Source organism: Aequorivita sp. Q41 (assembly GCF_039831855.1).
Classification (GTDB): Bacteria; Bacteroidota; Bacteroidia; order Flavobacteriales; family Flavobacteriaceae; genus Aequorivita.
This window is the reverse complement of record NZ_JBDPMS010000001.1, coordinates 1,480,261-1,498,029: the sequence shown is the minus strand read 5'-3', so window position 1 is coordinate 1,498,029 and position 17,769 is coordinate 1,480,261. Positions and strand designations below refer to the sequence as shown.

General features: G+C 37.1%; 10 protein-coding genes and 1 tRNA gene. 4 read left to right on the top strand and 7 right to left on the bottom strand.

The genetic code is table 11. The annotated features are described in order from the left end of the window. Positions 1-23 precede the first annotated feature (23 nt). Positions 24-3,086, bottom strand: coding sequence for a TAT-variant-translocated molybdopterin oxidoreductase (locus ABJ955_RS06890; RefSeq protein ID WP_347373861.1), 3,063 nt, complete (start codon positions 3,084-3,086; stop codon positions 24-26). A gap of 32 nt (positions 3,087-3,118) precedes the next feature. After that, positions 3,119-4,429, bottom strand: a complete 1,311-nt coding sequence (locus tag ABJ955_RS06885; RefSeq protein ID WP_347373860.1) for a c-type cytochrome — start codon at positions 4,427-4,429, stop codon at positions 3,119-3,121. 224 nt (positions 4,430-4,653) lie between these two features. Here ABJ955_RS06885 and ABJ955_RS06880 point away from each other — a divergent pair, with 224 nt between their 5' ends. Beyond that, positions 4,654-5,049, top strand: coding sequence for an SPOR domain-containing protein (locus tag ABJ955_RS06880; RefSeq protein ID WP_347373859.1), 396 nt, complete (start codon positions 4,654-4,656; stop codon positions 5,047-5,049). A gap of 4 nt (positions 5,050-5,053) precedes the next feature. On the opposite strand, the gene ABJ955_RS06875 is transcribed toward ABJ955_RS06880, so the two are convergent. The 4 genes from ABJ955_RS06875 to rimP all read right to left on the bottom strand — a co-directional run bounded on the left by ABJ955_RS06875 (position 5,054) and on the right by rimP (position 12,286). Beyond that, on the bottom strand, positions 5,054-7,561 hold the full coding sequence (locus ABJ955_RS06875) for a DUF5916 domain-containing protein (protein ID WP_347373858.1): 2,508 nt from the start codon (positions 7,559-7,561) through the stop codon (positions 5,054-5,056). A 133-nt stretch (positions 7,562-7,694) separates the two neighbouring features. Beyond that, complete coding sequence (infB, locus tag ABJ955_RS06870; RefSeq protein WP_347373857.1) at positions 7,695-10,520, bottom strand: translation initiation factor IF-2; 2,826 nt, start codon at positions 10,518-10,520, stop codon at positions 7,695-7,697. Between the two features lie 58 nt (positions 10,521-10,578). Beyond that, positions 10,579-11,811 carry a transcription termination factor NusA gene (gene nusA / locus ABJ955_RS06865; protein WP_347373856.1) on the bottom strand — a complete coding sequence of 411 codons (1,233 nt, stop codon included), beginning with the start codon at positions 11,809-11,811 and terminating at the stop codon, positions 10,579-10,581. A gap of 10 nt (positions 11,812-11,821) precedes the next feature. Next, positions 11,822-12,286 (bottom strand): ribosome assembly cofactor RimP, encoded by a 465-nt coding sequence (gene rimP / locus ABJ955_RS06860; RefSeq protein ID WP_347373855.1) that lies wholly within the window; start codon positions 12,284-12,286, stop codon positions 11,822-11,824. Between the two features lie 159 nt (positions 12,287-12,445). Between rimP and ABJ955_RS06855 the strand changes: the two genes are divergently transcribed. Next, complete coding sequence (locus tag ABJ955_RS06855; RefSeq protein WP_347373854.1) at positions 12,446-13,267, top strand: universal stress protein; 822 nt, start codon at positions 12,446-12,448, stop codon at positions 13,265-13,267. Further along, entirely contained in the window at positions 13,268-13,894 is a 627-nt protein-coding gene (locus ABJ955_RS06850) for a hypothetical protein (protein WP_347373853.1), read from the top strand. Positions 13,895-14,117: 223 nt separating this feature from the next. Here ABJ955_RS06850 and ABJ955_RS06845 read toward each other — a convergent pair. Further along, positions 14,118-14,190: transfer RNA gene (locus tag ABJ955_RS06845), tRNA-Gln, on the bottom strand. Positions 14,191-14,425: 235 nt separating this feature from the next. Between ABJ955_RS06845 and ABJ955_RS06840 the strand changes: the two genes are divergently transcribed. Beyond that, on the top strand, positions 14,426-17,749 hold the full coding sequence (locus ABJ955_RS06840; RefSeq protein WP_347373852.1) for a DUF2723 domain-containing protein: 3,324 nt from the start codon (positions 14,426-14,428) through the stop codon (positions 17,747-17,749). Positions 17,750-17,769 lie beyond the last annotated feature (20 nt).

The window sequence follows — 17,769 nt, the reverse complement described above, 5'->3', positions numbered from 1 at the left end:
TAATTGGTTCTTGATTAAAATTTTTATGCTTCCGAGGTATTTTTAACTATCATTTGATAGAAAACATTTGGTTTAGTACCAACGTTTTCTAAGAGATGGTACATACGATCGTCGTTTTTCAACTTTAAGATTTCGGAATCTTTATCGTTTACATCTCCAAATGTCATTGCGCCAGTATCACAAGCTCTTGAACAAGCTGTATGGAATTCACCATCTTTAATTGCCCTTCCATCACGCTTCGCATCAAGAATTGTTTTTTGTGTTATTTGAATACACATAGAACATTTTTCCATAACCCCACGCGAACGAACCACCACATCTGGGTTAAGCACCATTCTTCCAAGGTCATTGTTCATGTTGTAATCAAACTCATCATTTTCACTGTATAAAAACCAGTTGAAACGACGTACTTTATAAGGACAGTTGTTGGCACAGTAACGTGTACCCACACAACGGTTGTAAGCCATTTGGTTTTGACCTTGACGTCCGTGTGATGTTGCCGCAACAGGACAAACAGTTTCACATGGTGCGTGGTTACAGTGCTGACACATTACGGGTTGAAATGCAACCTCAGGATTTTCATAGGCTGGTACTTCAACTGCTTTATAACTATCAAAAGCAGGAAGATTTTCGAGCGTATCTATTTCTTCTTTGAAGGTTTCTCCTGCAGAATAATATCTATCAATACGCAACCAGTGCATATCACGGAACTTTCTTACTTCTTCTTTCCCAACAACTGGAACGTTATTTTCAGCGTGACACGCTATAACACAAGCTCCACAACCTGTACAAGAATTTAAATCTATTGAAAGGTTAAAGTGTGGCCCAACGGTAGTATCAAAAGGACTCCAAATATCAGCCTTTTCATCACGTACCGAAAGCGGACTGTGATCGTAATCGGTTACAGGAACAGCATTAAAGTGTTCTTTGTTTCTTGTATTAAAAACTTCAAGCGTAGTTTCTTTAATAATATCATTACTACGCCCAGCCATTGTACTTTGCAACTGAACACAAGCGAATTCATGTTCTCCGCTAGTTTTCTCAATATTCACTTTTTGAATAGATGAGAAGTTTTGGTATAATGGATACGCATTAACACCGGTTTGCATTTCTTTTTGAATTGCAGCGGTTTTACCATACCCTAATGCCAAACCAACAGAACCTTTTGCCTGTCCTGGCTGTATAATTACTGGAACTTTTTCTACCGCTACATTCCCCATTTTGATGGTAACATAACTTCCGTTTAAAGCTCCGTTTGAAACATGTGTATTTTCTAGACCTAAAGCTTCAGCATCTGCAGCCGAAATTGTTAGATAGTTATCCCAAGATGCTCTCGTTAATGGATCTGGAAATTCTTGCAACCATGGGTTGTTGGCTTGTTGCCCATCTCCCAATCCTGTTGAAGTATAAAGTGTAAGCTCATAACCTCCTTCTTGTAAAAATGAAGAAAGCGCACCGTGCGATGTAGCATCTTCCAATACTCCTGCAGCTGGTTTTACTTCTTCCATAGTCATCTCAACATCACTGCTGATAAAACCATCATGAAGTGCTTGATTCCAAGAACCACCAGACAACATTGAGTTCGTCCAGTTTTCTTTTATATAATCGTAATAGTTTTGTGTGTTTCCTGTCCACTGCAATAAACTGTCTTGAAATTGTCGTGTATTGAATAACGGACGGATTGTAGGCTGCGTAAGGCTATAAGTGCCTTTTTTAATTTGCGCATCGCCCCAAGATTCTAAATAATGAGGAGTTGCAGCAACCATTTTTGCCATTGAAGCAGTTTCGTCTTGTTTCATTGCGAAAGCAAGCGTCATTTCAAGATTCTTGTATGCTTCCGCAAACTCTTTAGCGTTCGGCAATGAATAAACTGGGTTAACACCAACTGTAATCAACCCCTTGATGCTGCCAGAGATAACACCATTAACAACGCTCATTACTTCAGTGGCACTACTTTGTCTAGTTAGCAACGGCTTGTTAACATCCATTGCAGCACTATTATTACTAGCGTTAAAGTTTAAAGCTAATGTTTGAGACTCAACATCAGACAAACCAGTTATTAACAACCCTTTGCTTCCAGCTTTTTGAAGTTGTGCTTTTGCTTTAGTAGCAGCATCAGCAATATGTTCTGGCAAACCAGAGGTACTTCCTCCAGTTAATGCTTTTAAAACTTGTATTTGTTGTGAAGGTGTAGCAGGAACACGTTTGTCTGCCTTACCTCCAGATAAAGTCATATTCGCTTCAAACTGAACATGACGTGATATTTTTCCATTCTTCGGAATTCTACCTTGTGCATAGCCTTTGCTATAGCTTCCACCTTGCCAATCACCTAAGAAATCTGCCCCAACAGAAACAATTACTTCAGCTTTTGAAAAATCGTAATCTGGCAGTGCACGGGTTCCGTATTTATTTTGAAATGCATCTAAAGCACCTGAACACGACACAGTATCATAAACAACATGACGTATGTTTGGATACTTAGCAGTAAATTCAGAAATTAATTTTGAAGTAGATGGACTTGCAAACGTCTGGGTTAAAAGAACTATGTCCTTCCCAGCCATTTCATTCATCTTTTGAGCTACAGCCGTGTCAAATTCTAGCCATGTAGCCTCAGCACCATCCAACATTGGATTGGTCAATCTGTTTTTATCATATAAAGAAAGAACCGAAGCATGCACACGTGCATTTACACTTCCACCGTTTTCGGCTAAGTCATTTCTTTCAATTTTAATTGGGCGACCTTCGCGTGTTTTCACCAAAATATTGGCGAAATCAAAACCATCGGCCATTGTTGAAGCATAGTAATTTGCTACCCCAGGAACTATTTCGTCTGGTAAAACAACGTAAGGAATTGACTTAACTACGGGACCCTCACAAGCAGCCAAAGTTGCTGCTGCAGTAGTAAAGCCCACGTACTTTAAGAAATCACGACGTGTGGTTGAAGATGATTCCAACGCTTCTTTATTGCCAAGAAATTCGTCTGTAGGTATTTCTGTTACAAACTCATTTTCTTGTAGCGTCTTAACAATTGCGCTGTCTTCGTTCAGCTCCTCAACACTTTTCCAGTATTTCTTGTTTGATGCCATATTGCTATCTGTAATTTTCCTTTAAAATTTTATTAATAATGACATTTGCCACATTCCAATCCACCTAATTCGGCGATTGTTAATTTTTCAACTCCGTACTTTTTAGAAAGTTCTTCGTGTATTTTGGCGTAATATTCATTACCTCCCAAGTTAACATTGGTTTCTTTGTGACATTCGATACACCATCCCATGGTAAGTGGCGCAAACTGACCAACAATTTCCATTTCCTTAACTTCTCCGTGACAAGTTTCACAAGAAACACCAGCAACGCTAACGTGCTGTGAGTGGTTAAAGTACGCAAAGTCAGGTAAGTTATGAATACGAACCCACTTTACAGGCTCCGTTTTTCCAGTGTATTTTTGTTCGGCAGCATCCCAGCCAACCGCTTTGTATAATTTGGCGATTTCGCCATCATAAAAATCTTTTGAATGATCTTCCGTTGCAGTTTCTGGAGCTACTTCTGAAATATTTTTATGACAATTCATACAAACATTTAATGAAGGTATGCCCGAAGTTTTACTTTTTCTAGCAGAACTGTGGCAGAAATTACAATCTATCTGGTTATCACCAGCATGTATTTTATGTGAAAAATGAATTGGCTGAACCGGAGCGTATCCCTGATCAACACCTACTTGCATCATATAACCGTATGCAAAATACCCCGCAGAAAGAATTAAGAAAAGTGAAAAAACCAAAACTAAAAACTGGTTTTGAACAAACGCTTTCCATATAGGAGTGCGCTTTTCTTTTTCTTCATAAACAACGCCATTGGCTTCAGCAATTTTCTTTAGCGTGTTTGTTACCAAGAAAAGCATAATAACCAATAACAAGAAAATAACCGCTAAAGCTCCAAGCACTAATCCGTTTGAAACCCCACCACCAGTTGACTCAGTTGTAGTTGTAGTAGCCACCGTTTGCGTAGGCTCAGCTTTTGGCTGATCTGTATAAGCAAGAATATTATCGATATCAGTATTAGAAAGCGCAGGAAACGCAGTCATCACTGACCTATTATTGTCTTCAAAAAGTTTTACAGCAACAGGATCGCCAGACGCAATTAACGCAGAACTGTTTTTAATCCACTTGTACATCCAATCTCTGTCATGCATTGCACCTATACCGCGCAATGCTGGGCCAACAGCTTTTTTGTCGAGTTTATGACACGCAGCACAGTTTGATTTAAACAATGCTTCTCCCGCAGCAACATCTCCACCAGCATCAGCAGAAACTTCAGCTGACGGCGCAGCTGTATCCTGAGAATATAGGGTAGTTGAAAAAGTTAGTAAAAACACTAACAAAAGAAGTGGCAATTTTGAGCGTAGATGTATAAAATTCACCTTTTTCATACTAATGGTTAAATTATGGTCGATAGTTTGGAACAGAATTAGTTACGAATAATTGTAATTTCAAAGCTTACTCTGTGCCACAATTAAAGCCACAAAAGTACATTATAAAGTCGATTTTGAAAATGCAAACAAAGTGTTAACTATTAATTTATATTAGTTCTAAATAATATTTTCGCACTTCACGAAGTTATTAAGTTTTACATTTGCAGTAAATATAAATATACATGAATCCACTTATTTTTTCCAAGCTTTTTATTGCCAGCACATTATTAATTTTTATTTCTAGCAAAAGTTTTGCGCAAAGTGCCACTTTAACGGTAAATCAAGATGCAAAAATCACACAATTGCTCGATTTGAAAAAAGAACTTGAAAAAACACGTGAATTATCAGATGGCTATACCATACAGTTATATTATGGCGAATTGGATAAAGCAAACCAAATATTAAGAAAATACAAAGGGAGTTATAGCAATTGGCCCGCTTCGATTGAATATGAAACCCCAAACTACAAAGTTTGGGCGGGGAATTTTGCCTCTCGTATTGAAGCTGATAGAGCACTTCTTGAAATACAGAAAAACTTTTCTTCCGCATTTATTTTAAAACCTGAACGTAGAAAATAGCGGTCTATATTTTAAAACCTGCATTATGCAACATGCCAGATGCATACATTTTACCATTCCTAGAAGTATTCCCAACTTTAGCGCTGTTGTCCTTTGGACCAAACCAAGATTTCATCCTGTTGTAGTCTAAATAGTAACTAACGCGCAGAGAAATACTATTAAGCTGCGGCTCATCAAATAAATTATTAAAGTTGTTTGAAAAATTAACACGGGAATGCGTCATATAATTCTCCATCGCATTTCTATAAAGCAATGTTAACTGACTTCCAGGCGCAAACCACCAAGAAAAACGAAGGTCTATGTTCCAATTATTATAGGTAGCATCCTGATTTTCGTTGAAAATTGAATTTTCTAACAAGCTGCCATCGTTTTGCAAATTGTAAAATTGACTGTATTCTACTTCGGAATAATAATGACGAAAAGCCAAGTTTAACGCCATTTTATTGTTAAAAATATATTGCGACTCCAAAGAGTTAATTAAGGTATTTCTGTCACGCTTTCCAAAAACAATAGCTTCATCAACCTTGTCTACATAGCCTTCTTCTTTATCTGAAAGAATAGCTCTTGAGCTTAAAAAAAGCTTCCATTTATCTGAAAAACGGTATTGGGGTTTTAATTCTAAAATTAATTCACCACGTCCTGCTTCGTTGTATTTATACCAATCTATTGTTAAATCTGTCGCTAATTTTTTTCTATAATCTGTAGAAATCCATCCCCAAACATCATAGTAATCAGGCACTTTTACGTAGCTGTTTTCTGCACGAGCTTCATAAATATCATTTTTTCCGAAGGGAGTCATTTCAAAGCCACCACCAAAACCTAAAAACTCTTTCGTTGTAAAGCTTGAATTAAAATTGAAAAGAAAATTACTGTAAAGATCCGTTTCTAATCTTCGGGTATAATTCAAATTAAAATTTAGATACATAGTATTCAAAAATCCCTTCGGCTGCAAGTATCGGTAACCATAGTAGCCAGAATAATTTATATAGTTTGTTTCACTAGAATACCCCATATCATTAATGTCATAGTCTTTCGTTCTAAAATTTATTTGACCAGAAACACGGTGTTTTCCACTAATTTTCCCCATTCCAGCACTCGCTTCCATTCCAAATTTAATGTCTTCCTCGTTTACCCAACTACCTTCCACATTTGCGAAATAGTTAAGGGTATTCTTTTTATTAGTAACATCAAGATACAAACCCGTAGCATTGGCATTACGAAAATCGCCTTCACGACTAACGTTTGTATTTACAAAAGACGCTGATGAATTATCCCCAAAACGCTGGTCTAAAACCAAAATATTGTAGTTTGACAATGGTTCTACCAAACTTTTTCGAGTTTCATTGGTTAAAGTATCTTTTATGGTAGCGTAGGTTTTTTCTGTAATGGCGTTAAAAACACCAATTCCAAGGTTTCCATCGGTTCTTCCAGAAATTTTAAAGGCATTTATTAAATCTACGGAACTAGGAAAAATTTCTGTTTCTTCGTTTTCGGAAAGCACAACATCTCCTGAGGGACGCCCTCCTATTCTACGTGAATAAAAAAGCCCTCCTTTGGTGAAAAGCTCTGTTCCTTCGGTAAAAAACGGACGGTTTTCTTCATACTGTACTTCAAAAGCGGAGAGGTTTAAAACTTCAGCATCAAATTTTGACTGTCCAAAGTCTGGAATCAAAACCATATCTATGGTAAACGCATCGTTGATACCATATTTTAAATCCATTCCTCCGTTAAAAATTGTTTCGGTATTGCCGTCAAAATCGTTTACATAGGTAGAAACATATGGTTGAAAAGAAAGTCTGGTGGGCGATTGTATGTTTTCAATTCCATAAATTTCGCCATCATAAATTGAAAAAGCACCTTTTGTATTGTCTATATGGCTCCAACTATATCTTGTTCTGGTTCGTCGCATTTCACGTTCCATATTTAAGCCCCACAATTGTACATTTTTGTGTGGAAAACGCACTTCTGAATAGGGAATAAATATTTCTGCTACCCAGCTATCATCATTTATTTGAACTGCGCTATACCAGATTCCGTTCCAAGAAGCATCTTCGTTTTCATTGGTCATTTTGGCATCATACTGCACTCCTGCAGCTGTAACAATAAACTGCAAACTTTGTTGCCTGTCGTTATAGCCATTCAGAAGCACAAAGAAAAAATCATCATTGCCAATTCCGTCTCTTTCGGTAAGTTCTTTTAAAATTTTATCGGGTTCTGGGTCTTTCATTGTTGCTCCAAAATAGATTCCTAAGTCGTCATACACTATTTTGACATCGGTTTTTAAACTATCGGGAATGGGTTTGCCATTAGTAGGCACCCGTTCTACAAAATTTGTGGCAATTGGCGCATCTTGCCATGCAGCATCGTTTAAAACACCATCAATTTTTGGTGCAACAGTGATTCTTGGGATGGATATTTTTTTTCTGGGAATGCTGTCTAATGTTTGCGCATTCAAAGAAAACCCAAAGCTTACCATTGAAAAAAAAAATAACTTTTTTAGCGAAATATTCATTTGAAAAGTTTCTTAATAGACACTTAAAATTTCTTGATGTTACAGCTTTTAGAAAGTTAAAGTGCTAAAAAATAAAAAAACGGCTTGAAAACTAGATTTTCAAGCCGTTTTAAGAATTTAATTCTTAGTTGAATTATTTCAACTTTTTCTTAATTTCTACTTCTTGGAACGCTTCAATGATGTCGTTCTCGTAGATATCGTTATAGTTTTTAACTTGAATACCACAATCGTATCCTTTTGCTACTTCCTTCACATCGTCTTTAAAACGTTTTAATGAAGCAAGCTCTCCAGTGTAAACCACTACACCTTCACGGATAAGACGAATGCCTGAGTTTCTAAATATTTTACCAGTTAATACCATACACCCTGCAATAGTACCAACTTTCGAAATCTTGAATGTTTCACGTATTTCTGCAGTACCCGTAATTTCTTCCTTCATTTCTGGAGAAAGCATTCCTTCCATTGCATCTTTCACATCATTTATGGCGTCATAAATGATAGAATAGGTACGGATGTCAATTTCTTCCTTATCTGCAATCTGGCGCGCATTCCCCATTGGGCGAACGTTGAAACCAATTATAATTGCATCTGAAGCAGAAGCTAACAATACATCGCTTTCGGTAATTGGACCAACTGCTTTGTGGATTATATTAACCTGAATTTCTTCAGTTGAAAGTTTTAATAATGAGTCTGTCAAGGCTTCCACAGAACCATCCACATCTCCTTTTAGGATTATGTTTAATTCTTTGAAATCACCTAGTGCAATACGTCTACCAATTTCATCAAGTGTAATATGGCGTTGTGTTCTAACAGACTGCTCACGCTGAAGTTGCGTACGTTTTGTAGCAATTGCTTTTGCTTCACGTTCGTCTTCAAATACGTTGAATTTATCCCCCGCTTGTGGTGCGCCGTCTAAACCAAGAACAGATACTGGCGTTGATGGGCCAGCTGCTTTAATACTGTTACCACGTTCATCTTGCATTGCCTTCACTTTTCCGCTGTGTTGACCAGCAAGAACGTAATCTCCAACTTTAAGCGTTCCCCCTTGAACCAATACTGTTGAAACATATCCACGACCTTTATCTAGGAATGCTTCTACAACAGTTCCATTTGCTTGACGGTTTGGGTTTGCTGTTAACTCTAGTAATTCAGCTTCAAGCAATACTTTTTCAAGTAATTCTTTTACACCATCTCCAGTTTTTGCTGAAATATCGTGTGATTGTATTTTTCCACCCCAATCTTCAACTAAGAGATTCATGCTTGCAAGACCTTCTTTTATCTTATCAGGATTTGCATTGGGTTTATCAATTTTATTAATTGCAAACACTATTGGAACCCCAGCAGCTTGTGCGTGGCTAATAGCTTCTTTAGTTTGTGGCATAATAGCATCATCTGCTGCAACCACAATAATTGCAAGGTCAGTAACCTGTGCTCCACGGGCACGCATTGCGGTAAACGCTTCGTGACCAGGAGTATCAAGGAATGCTATTTTCTGCCCATTATCTAGCTCTACACCATAAGCACCAATGTGCTGAGTGATACCACCAGATTCTCCAGCAATTACATTTTCCTTACGGATGTAATCTAAAAGCGACGTTTTACCGTGGTCAACATGCCCCATTACAGTAACAATTGGCGCACGTGGCTCAAGATCTTCTGGCGCATCTATTTCACGATCAATTGATTCTTCAATATCTGCGGTTACAAATTCTAATTCGTAACCAAATTCTTCTGCTACAATACTTAATGTTTCAGCATCTAGACGTTGGTTCATCGTTACCATCATACCTAAGCTCATACAGGCTGAGATAATTTTGGTAACTGGTACATCCATCATGGTTGCCATTTCATTTGCAGTAACAAACTCTGTAACTTTTATAAGCTTGCTATCTGCTTCTTGCTGTGCAAGCTCGTCCGATTTTTGACGGTGCGTATCACGTTTTTCACGTCGGTATTTAGCTCCTTTTCCTTTAGAAGATTTCCCTTGAAGTTTCTCCAAGGTTTCACGTACTTGTTTTTGTACTTCTTCTTCGCTAGGCTCTTCTTTAGGTGTATTTGTACGTCCTTTTCTCGCACCGCCACCGCCGCGATTATCTTTAAAGTTATTTCCGCCGCCAGAAGCTCCGTTTTTAGGTGCTTCCTTACTTATTCTACGACGTTTTCCTTTTTTATCTTTTTTATCGTCCGCTTTAGGGTCTTTTTTCTTCTCTGGTTTTTTAAATTGAGTAAGATCAATTTTTTGTCCCGTAAAGTTTGGGCCTTCAAGTTTTCTGTATTGAGTAGTAACTGTATCTGACTGTTTAAGCGCCTCTTCTTTTGTTTCTTCTGAAGTTTTTTCAGCTACAACCTTTTCAGTTTCCTTTTTTTCTACTGGAATTTCTTTAGGTTTTTCAGTAACTTTTTCTTCTTTCTCAGCTTTTACTTCTTCTACAGGAGCCACAGCTTCCGGTTTTGACTCTTCTTTTATGGCTACTTTAGGGCTTTCGGCTACAACTTCAGGAGTTTCAACTTTTTCTTCTTTCTGCTCCTCCTTATTTTCTTTCTTTTCAGCAACAACCTCAACTGGTTTTTCTTCAGCTTTTGGGGCTTCCTTTTTGGCTTTTCCTGCTTCAAGATCGATTTTGCCCACTTGTTTTGGACCTTCTAGTTTAGCTTCAGCCTTAATGACTCTAGAAGACTCTTCTTTCTTTTGCTTTTCTTCGATCTCGCGTTCGCGCTCTAAGCGGAGTTCTTCTTTTTCCTTTCGCTTTTCTTCCCCTACTTCTTTAGAAGCTACTTTTTTACTTTTGTCGGTTTCAAATTCTTCAAAAAGTATCTCGTACTCCTTATTAGAAATTTTTGTAGTAGGGCGCGCGTCTATCTCGTGACCGTGATCTTTTAAAAATTCCACAGCACGATCCAGCGAAATGTTGAATTCACGCAATACTTTGTTTAGCCTTATCGATTTTTCTTCAGCCATAAATGCTTTTCCTAATTTTCAATTTAAAAAATTTGTATAAAAGTAATTAAAGTTTCAACTACTCTTCAAATTCTTCTTTTAATATATTTATTACATCAAGGATGGTTTCCTCTTCAAGGTCGGTTCTTTTAACCAAATCGTTGATGTCATGCTCTAATACACTTTTTGCAGTGTCAAGTCCAATTTTATGGAATTCCTGGATTACCCAGCCTTCAATTTCATCTGAGAATTCACTTAATTCTACATCTTCTTCTGCCCCTTCGCGAAGCACATCTATCTCATAGCCAGTTAATTGTCCTGCCAGACGAATGTTATGCCCGCCACGACCAATTGCTTTACTTACTTCTTCTGGACGAAGAATAACCTCAGCGCGTTTTTTAACTTCATCAATTTTGATTGAAGTTACTTTTGCAGGGCTCAAGGCTCGGGTAATATAAAGGTTGAGGTTGGTTGTATAATTTATAACATCTATGTTTTCATTCCCTAATTCGCGAACAATTCCATGAATTCTAGATCCTTTCATCCCCACACAAGCACCAACAGGATCAATACGATCATCGTATGAATCTACGGCTACCTTTGCTTTTTCACCTGGAATACGAACAACTTTTTTAACGGTTATTAAGCCATCAAAAACTTCTGGAATTTCTTGCTCAAACAATTTTTCTAGGAAAATTGGATTTGCGCGACTCATTATAATAGTAGGTTTGTTTCCTTTCAAATCTACACTTTCAATGATTCCACGTACGTTATCACCTTTTCTAAAGAAATCTGAAGGAATTTGTTTTTCCTTTGGAAGGATTATTTCATTTCCTTCATCATCTAAAAGAATGACAGCTCTGTGACGAATGTGATGTACTTCTGCAGTGTAAATTTCCCCTTCCAGATCCTTAAACTGCTTGTATATAATAGTGTTATCGTGTTCGTGAATTTTCGAAATAAGGTTTTGGCGCAATGCCAAAATAGAACGGCGACCAAGATCGATTAATTTTACTTCTTCCGAAACATCTTCTCCAATTTCAAAATCTGGCTCAATTTTTTGTGCTTCAGTTAAAGAAATTTCCTCGTTTGGATCTTCCACTTCCCCATCAGCAACCACTATCCGATTTCTCCATATTTCAAGATCGCCCTTATCAGGGTTTACAATAATATCAAAGTTGTCGTCACTTCCGTATTTTTTCTTTAGTGCGTTTCTGAAAACGTCTTCAAGTATCGCCATTAGCGTTACTCTATCTATTTGTTTGTCGTCTTTAAATTCTGAAAAAGAATCGATCAGTGCTAAATTTTCCATGTCAATCCAATTAAAATGTTATCATCACTTTTGCTTCCATAATATCTTTGTAGGGCAGTGTCGCCTCTTTTTGAACGGTCACTTTCCCTTTACCAATTGGTTTGGGCTCGCGCGCAGACCATGTTAAGGTACAACTTTCTTCGGTTGAAGAAATTAGCTCACCCTCAATTTTTTCATCGTTTTTGGTTCTCACTTTTAAGATTCTCCCAATATTTTTTTTGTACTGCCGTGGTAAAGTTAATGGTTCCGAAACACCCGAAGACATCACTTCTAAAGAAAAATCATATTCTTCTCTGTCCAGATTGTGTTCAATTTCGCGGCTAACGTCAATACAGTCCTCTACCGTAACGCCTTTATCGCCGTCCAGGATGACCCGTATTTGGTTTTCTTCAGAAATATTGAGGTCGATCAAAAACAGTGATTTGTTTTTCTCTAGCGCACTTTCCAGCAGTTGTGCTACTTTTTCACGCATCATTTTAAGCTATAAAAAGAGGGGACTTTTAGTCCCCTCAGATAGTTTCATATCAAATTCGGTGCAAATATACTATATTTTTTAATATTATAAAAACCAAGGCCAAACGATTTATTTTCGTAAATTACTGCTAACAAAAAACCTTCTAAATAACTTATAGATATGAAACGAATCCTCGTCCCTACAGATTTCTCTGAACAAGCTGAAAACGCACTAAAAGTAGCCATCCAGCTTTCTAAAAAACACAATAGTGAAATTTATGTTCTACACTCCATGGAAATGCCACTCCACCTTACCTCTTCTAATGATTCCGGCAGTCTTCCTGAAAGTTTATTTTTTATAAAACTTGCTGAAAAACGCTTTAGCGACCTTAGAGAAAAAGAATACCTTAAAGGAATAACCACAAACGAAGCCATTGGGCACAACGAGATCTATGAAGATATTGAAGAAGCCTGCGCTAAAAACGATATAGATCTCATTGTAATGGGCTCTAATGGCGCGAGTGGTTTTAAAGAAATGTTTGTAGGTAGTAATACTGAAAAAGTTGTACGCACCTCCAAGACACCTGTTCTTGTAATTAAAAATTATCACGCTGACTTCAATATAACAGACTTTGTATTTGCCACAGATTTTTCTAAAGAAGGTCTTGGAGCAATGGATAAAGCACAAAAATTTGCTAGAAAAGTTGAAGCTAAAATGCATTTGCTTTTTGTAAATACTCCCGCAAATTTTAAAACCTCAGCTCAAGCAACAATTATGATGCAGGACTTTGTAAAAGGCATGGGAGTCGAAAATTATACGATTAATATTTACAACGATACTTCAGTAGAAAAAGGCATCCTTAATTTTGCAAAACAAATAAACGCACAATTAATTGGGATGGGAACGCATGGCCGTAAAGGAATTTCACACTTCTTTAATGGCAGCATTAGTGAAGACATGGTTAACCACGCCAATATGCCTGTAATAACTTTTAAAATATAAATGAAGGCTATTTCCGTAATCATACTTTTATTAGTGCTTGGCTGCAAAGAGACGAACAACAAACAAATTGTAGAAACAGACCTAAACAGCATCGAAGCAACAGAGGCAATCGAAGCAACAGAGGCAATCGAAGCAGCAGCAGTAATTGAAGAAAAAGAAAATCTTGTTGTAGTACCCGAAGGGGCGGTAGACGCCAATTTTACGGGAAAAGAAGATATGTTTTATGCCTATGTAAAAAATGTAAACTTAAATACACAAACCACATACATACACTTTGAAAATGAAAAATTACCACAACTTTCTATTCCAGAAAGTATAGGCGCAACCCTTCAAGCGTTAAAAATGAAAAATTTTGACAGAAATCTTTTATTGGTAAATGCTAAACTGAAAGACACTAATTTTAATGAGTACTACTTATATTTTTGGAACGATTCTATATGGAAACAAGCTGTTAATCGCTTTAACATTCATAAAAGCAATATGAATGATACACTGACACCTATTTTCGACAACCCAAAAGATAGCACACAGTTACTACGGTATTATTCTGTATTTGATTTAGACAAATCTGGGGTAAAAAAGTATAGCTGGATTTTATTACAAGAAAGCGTTCCTATTGAGTTTTAAGCTTTGTTATTAACAAACAATACTGTTTTTATTTTTTTTTAAAATATTTTAAAAAAACCTCCAAGTTTTTATAGCTTGAATGGTAGTAAAAATGCAGAAAACTCAAGTGTATTAACCACTAGACTTTGTTACGCACGGCCACGCGAGTCCACTTAAGCTCTATTTTTAAAATCTTGCAAATAAAAAAATCCCAAGCTTTTTCAAGATCGGGATTTAATTTTTGTTGGCCCACTAGGGCTCGAACCTAGACTCTTCTGTACCAAAAACAGACGTGTTGCCAGTTACACCATGGGCCAATTCCAATAAAATTAAGCTTTCGCTTACCGAAGTTAAGAATATTTTTAACTTTGGAGGTGCAAATTTAATACAAAGTTTGTCATCTCCAAATATTTTTTTAGAAAAATTCAGTTTCATTTTTAAAATGTTTCAAGACTCCAAAAAAATATCAGAATAGATTGTACGTTACTCCAATTACATACTTGGGGCTATCTATATTATTAGTAAATTCGTCCCATTAAAATTTTATGTACTATGGGTTCTTTCAACTTTATAAAATGGAACAAAATTACAGGCTGGCTTGTGTTCGCTATTGCTCTTACAACCTACTGGCTAACAGTAGAACCAACTGTAAGTTTTTGGGATGCCGGGGAATATATTGCCACATCAAGCAACCTTGAAGTTGGTCACCCACCAGGGGCTCCACTCTTTCAACTTTTAGGAGCATTCTTCTCTATTTTTGCGCCAGACGCCTCCTATATTGCGCTTACCATCAACTTAATGTCTGTTTTTGCAAGTGCATTTACGATTCTTTTTATGTTTTGGTCGTTAACCATTTTACTTACAAATGTAATCTCCAAACATCAAGCAATTGAAAAAACAAGTGCAATCGCTATTTTGGGAAGCGCTGCCGTTGGGTCATTAGCCTTTGCCTTTACAGATAGTTTTTGGTACAATGCTGTGGAAGCGGAAGTTTATGCAAGTGCCGCATTTTTAATGGCTGTCTTGTTTTATACCGCATTACGCTGGGAACGTGAAATGCTTGAACCTCGTGGAAATCGCTGGGCAATACTTATCGCTTTTATTATCGGACTTTCTTTTGGAATTCATTTTATGGCATTATTAACTATTCCTGCTATTGGTTTCCTTTATTTTTTCAAGCACTACAAAAGCATTACAACCAGAAATTTTATAATCGCAAACATAGTTACTGTGGCTATTTTGCTTTTTATCTTTAAGCTTTTATTGCCAATGACGATGAAGTTTTTTAGTGCTTCAGAATTATTTTTCGTCAATAGCATCGGGCTTCCATTTAACTCTGGAACCATCTTCGCAGCATTACTGTTCATAGTTCTTTTTATATACGGATTGCGTTTCACCAGAAAAAAGAATTTTACACAACTTAATACCCTGCTTCTTTGCATCCTTTTTATCTTCATTGGCTTTTCTAGCTGGTTGATGCTTCCTATTCGCGCAAATGCAGGTACTGTAATCAATGAAAACAACCCAAACAACGCCCGTGAGTTGTTAGCCTATTACAATCGCGAACAATACCCAGAAACACATTTATTTTACGGACCCCATTTCACCGAAAGTTATGTAGGTCTTGATGAAGACAACCCTTATAAAGACGACAAACCAAAGTACGAAAAGGACGAAGAAACTGGCAAATACATTATTGTAAACAACTATAAGAATGCCAGCCAAAACACCGAAGATTCGCAAAAAGGAATCATGCCGAGAATGTGGAGCACCGAGCACAGCGCCAATTATATGGAGTTTACTGGCGGACTCGAATTTTCAATTAAAAGTGAATATTTAAGCGAACCCAGATTGGTTGAAGAAGTAAATAAATTTAAACAAGCCTACAACCAAGAGTTGGTTGACAAAAGTGACTACGACAAATTTTTAAAGAATTTTGGGCAATTTCTCGACATCAAAAAACCTTCCTTCTTTCAGAATATGAAATTTATGCTCGAATTCCAGTTTGGGTATATGTATTGGCGTTATTTTATGTGGAATTTCACCGGAAGACAAGACGATGTGCAAGGACAATACACAGATCTACATGGTAATTGGCTAAGTGGCATCGATTTTATAGATCAGCTCCGTTTGGGGAGTCAGGATAATCTGCCCAGCGATATGAAAAACAACAAAGCACGGAACACTTACTTTTTCCTTCCTCTTATTTTAGGAATCATCGGCTTGGTTTTTCACTTTAAAAACGATCAAAAAAGCTTTTGGATACTGTTGGTTTTATTCCTTTTCACAGGATTAGCATTAAAAATATACCTCAACGAAAGACCTTTTGAACCCCGAGAGCGTGATTATGCATTGGTAGGGAGTTTCTATGTGTTTGCAATGTGGATAGGGTATGGTGTTTATGCGCTTTTTGACCTTATGAAAAATTATTTGAAGCCAAAAATAGCGCTTCCCGTAGTGCTTATTGTAACCGTTTTGGCAGCACCCGTATTGCTGGCTTCACAAAACTGGGACGACCACGATCGCAGCAACCGTTATACAGCACAATCTATGGGGAAGATGTATCTGGATTCCTGTGATGAAAACGCAATACTTTTCACCATTGGAGATAATGACACTTTTGCGCTTTGGTATGCCCAAAATGTTGAAGGCTACCGCCAAGATGTTCGGATTGTTAATACCAGCTTATTTCAAACAGATTGGTACATTGACGATATGAAAAAGAAAGCGTTTACAAGCGACCCAATTCCTTCGCAGCTAACGCACGATAAATATAAGTGGGGTTCGCGAGATTTTTTAATTCACCAAAAAACTACTCAAGATACTATAGACATTAAAACCTGGATGAATTTTGTTGCAAACGACAGCCCAGCAACACAAATGGAGCTTCCAAGTGGCCAACAAGTAAATACGTTTCCTTCAAAAGTGTTACGAATTCCGGTTGATAAAGATGCCGTGCTCCGCAATGGAATAGTAGATGCTAAAGATGCAGATAAGATTGTACCGTATATAGACATAAACCTAAAAGGCGATATTATCTACAAAAACCGAATGATGATGCTTGATATAGTTGCTAATAATAATTGGGAACGTCCTATTTATTTCAGCGGAGGCAGTTTTGGTGATGATGATTATTTATGGATGAAAGACTACCTTCAATTGGATGGCGTTGTCTATAAATTGGTGCCAATTAAAAGCGCCATAGACAAAAGAAACCCTTTTGATATGGGTAGAATTGACGCCGATAAAATGTATGATATTGTTATGAGCTGGGATTGGGGCAATAGTGGCAGCCCAGACATTTATCACGATACTGAAACTCGCAGAAACGGTATAACTTATAGAAGCAACCTTGCAAGACTCGCAGAAGCGCTGATAAACCAAGATGAAAAAGAAAAGGCAGAAAAAATCTTGGATTTGGCAATGGAAAAAATGCCTGTGAAATATTTTGAATATTATTCCCTTTTAGAGCCTTATGTAATTGGTTATTATGAATTGGAAAATATTGAAAAAGCCAGAAAGGTTTATAAAGATGTAACTGCAAAATACCAAGAACACCTTCTGTATTACAACGGCTTAAAATTTAGCAAACAACGCGCAATAGCCGAAGACATTATTAGCGATATGGAGCGCTACCGAAGCTTAGTACAACTTGTTGTTTATGACGATGATGAAGCCTACGCACGTGCAGAAGCAAAAAAATTCAATGATTATTTGAAGTTATTCCGTCATTTTTACTCTCCTGATGAAGCTATGGATTTGGATAGAGATGTAGAAAAAGATGCTTCGATTGAAATTCCATTAGATTCAAACTTATTGAAAAGAATGGAACGTGATCCAAGTCAAGAAATAGAAAATGAAACTCCCGTAAACTAAACTATTTTGAAGTTTGATGT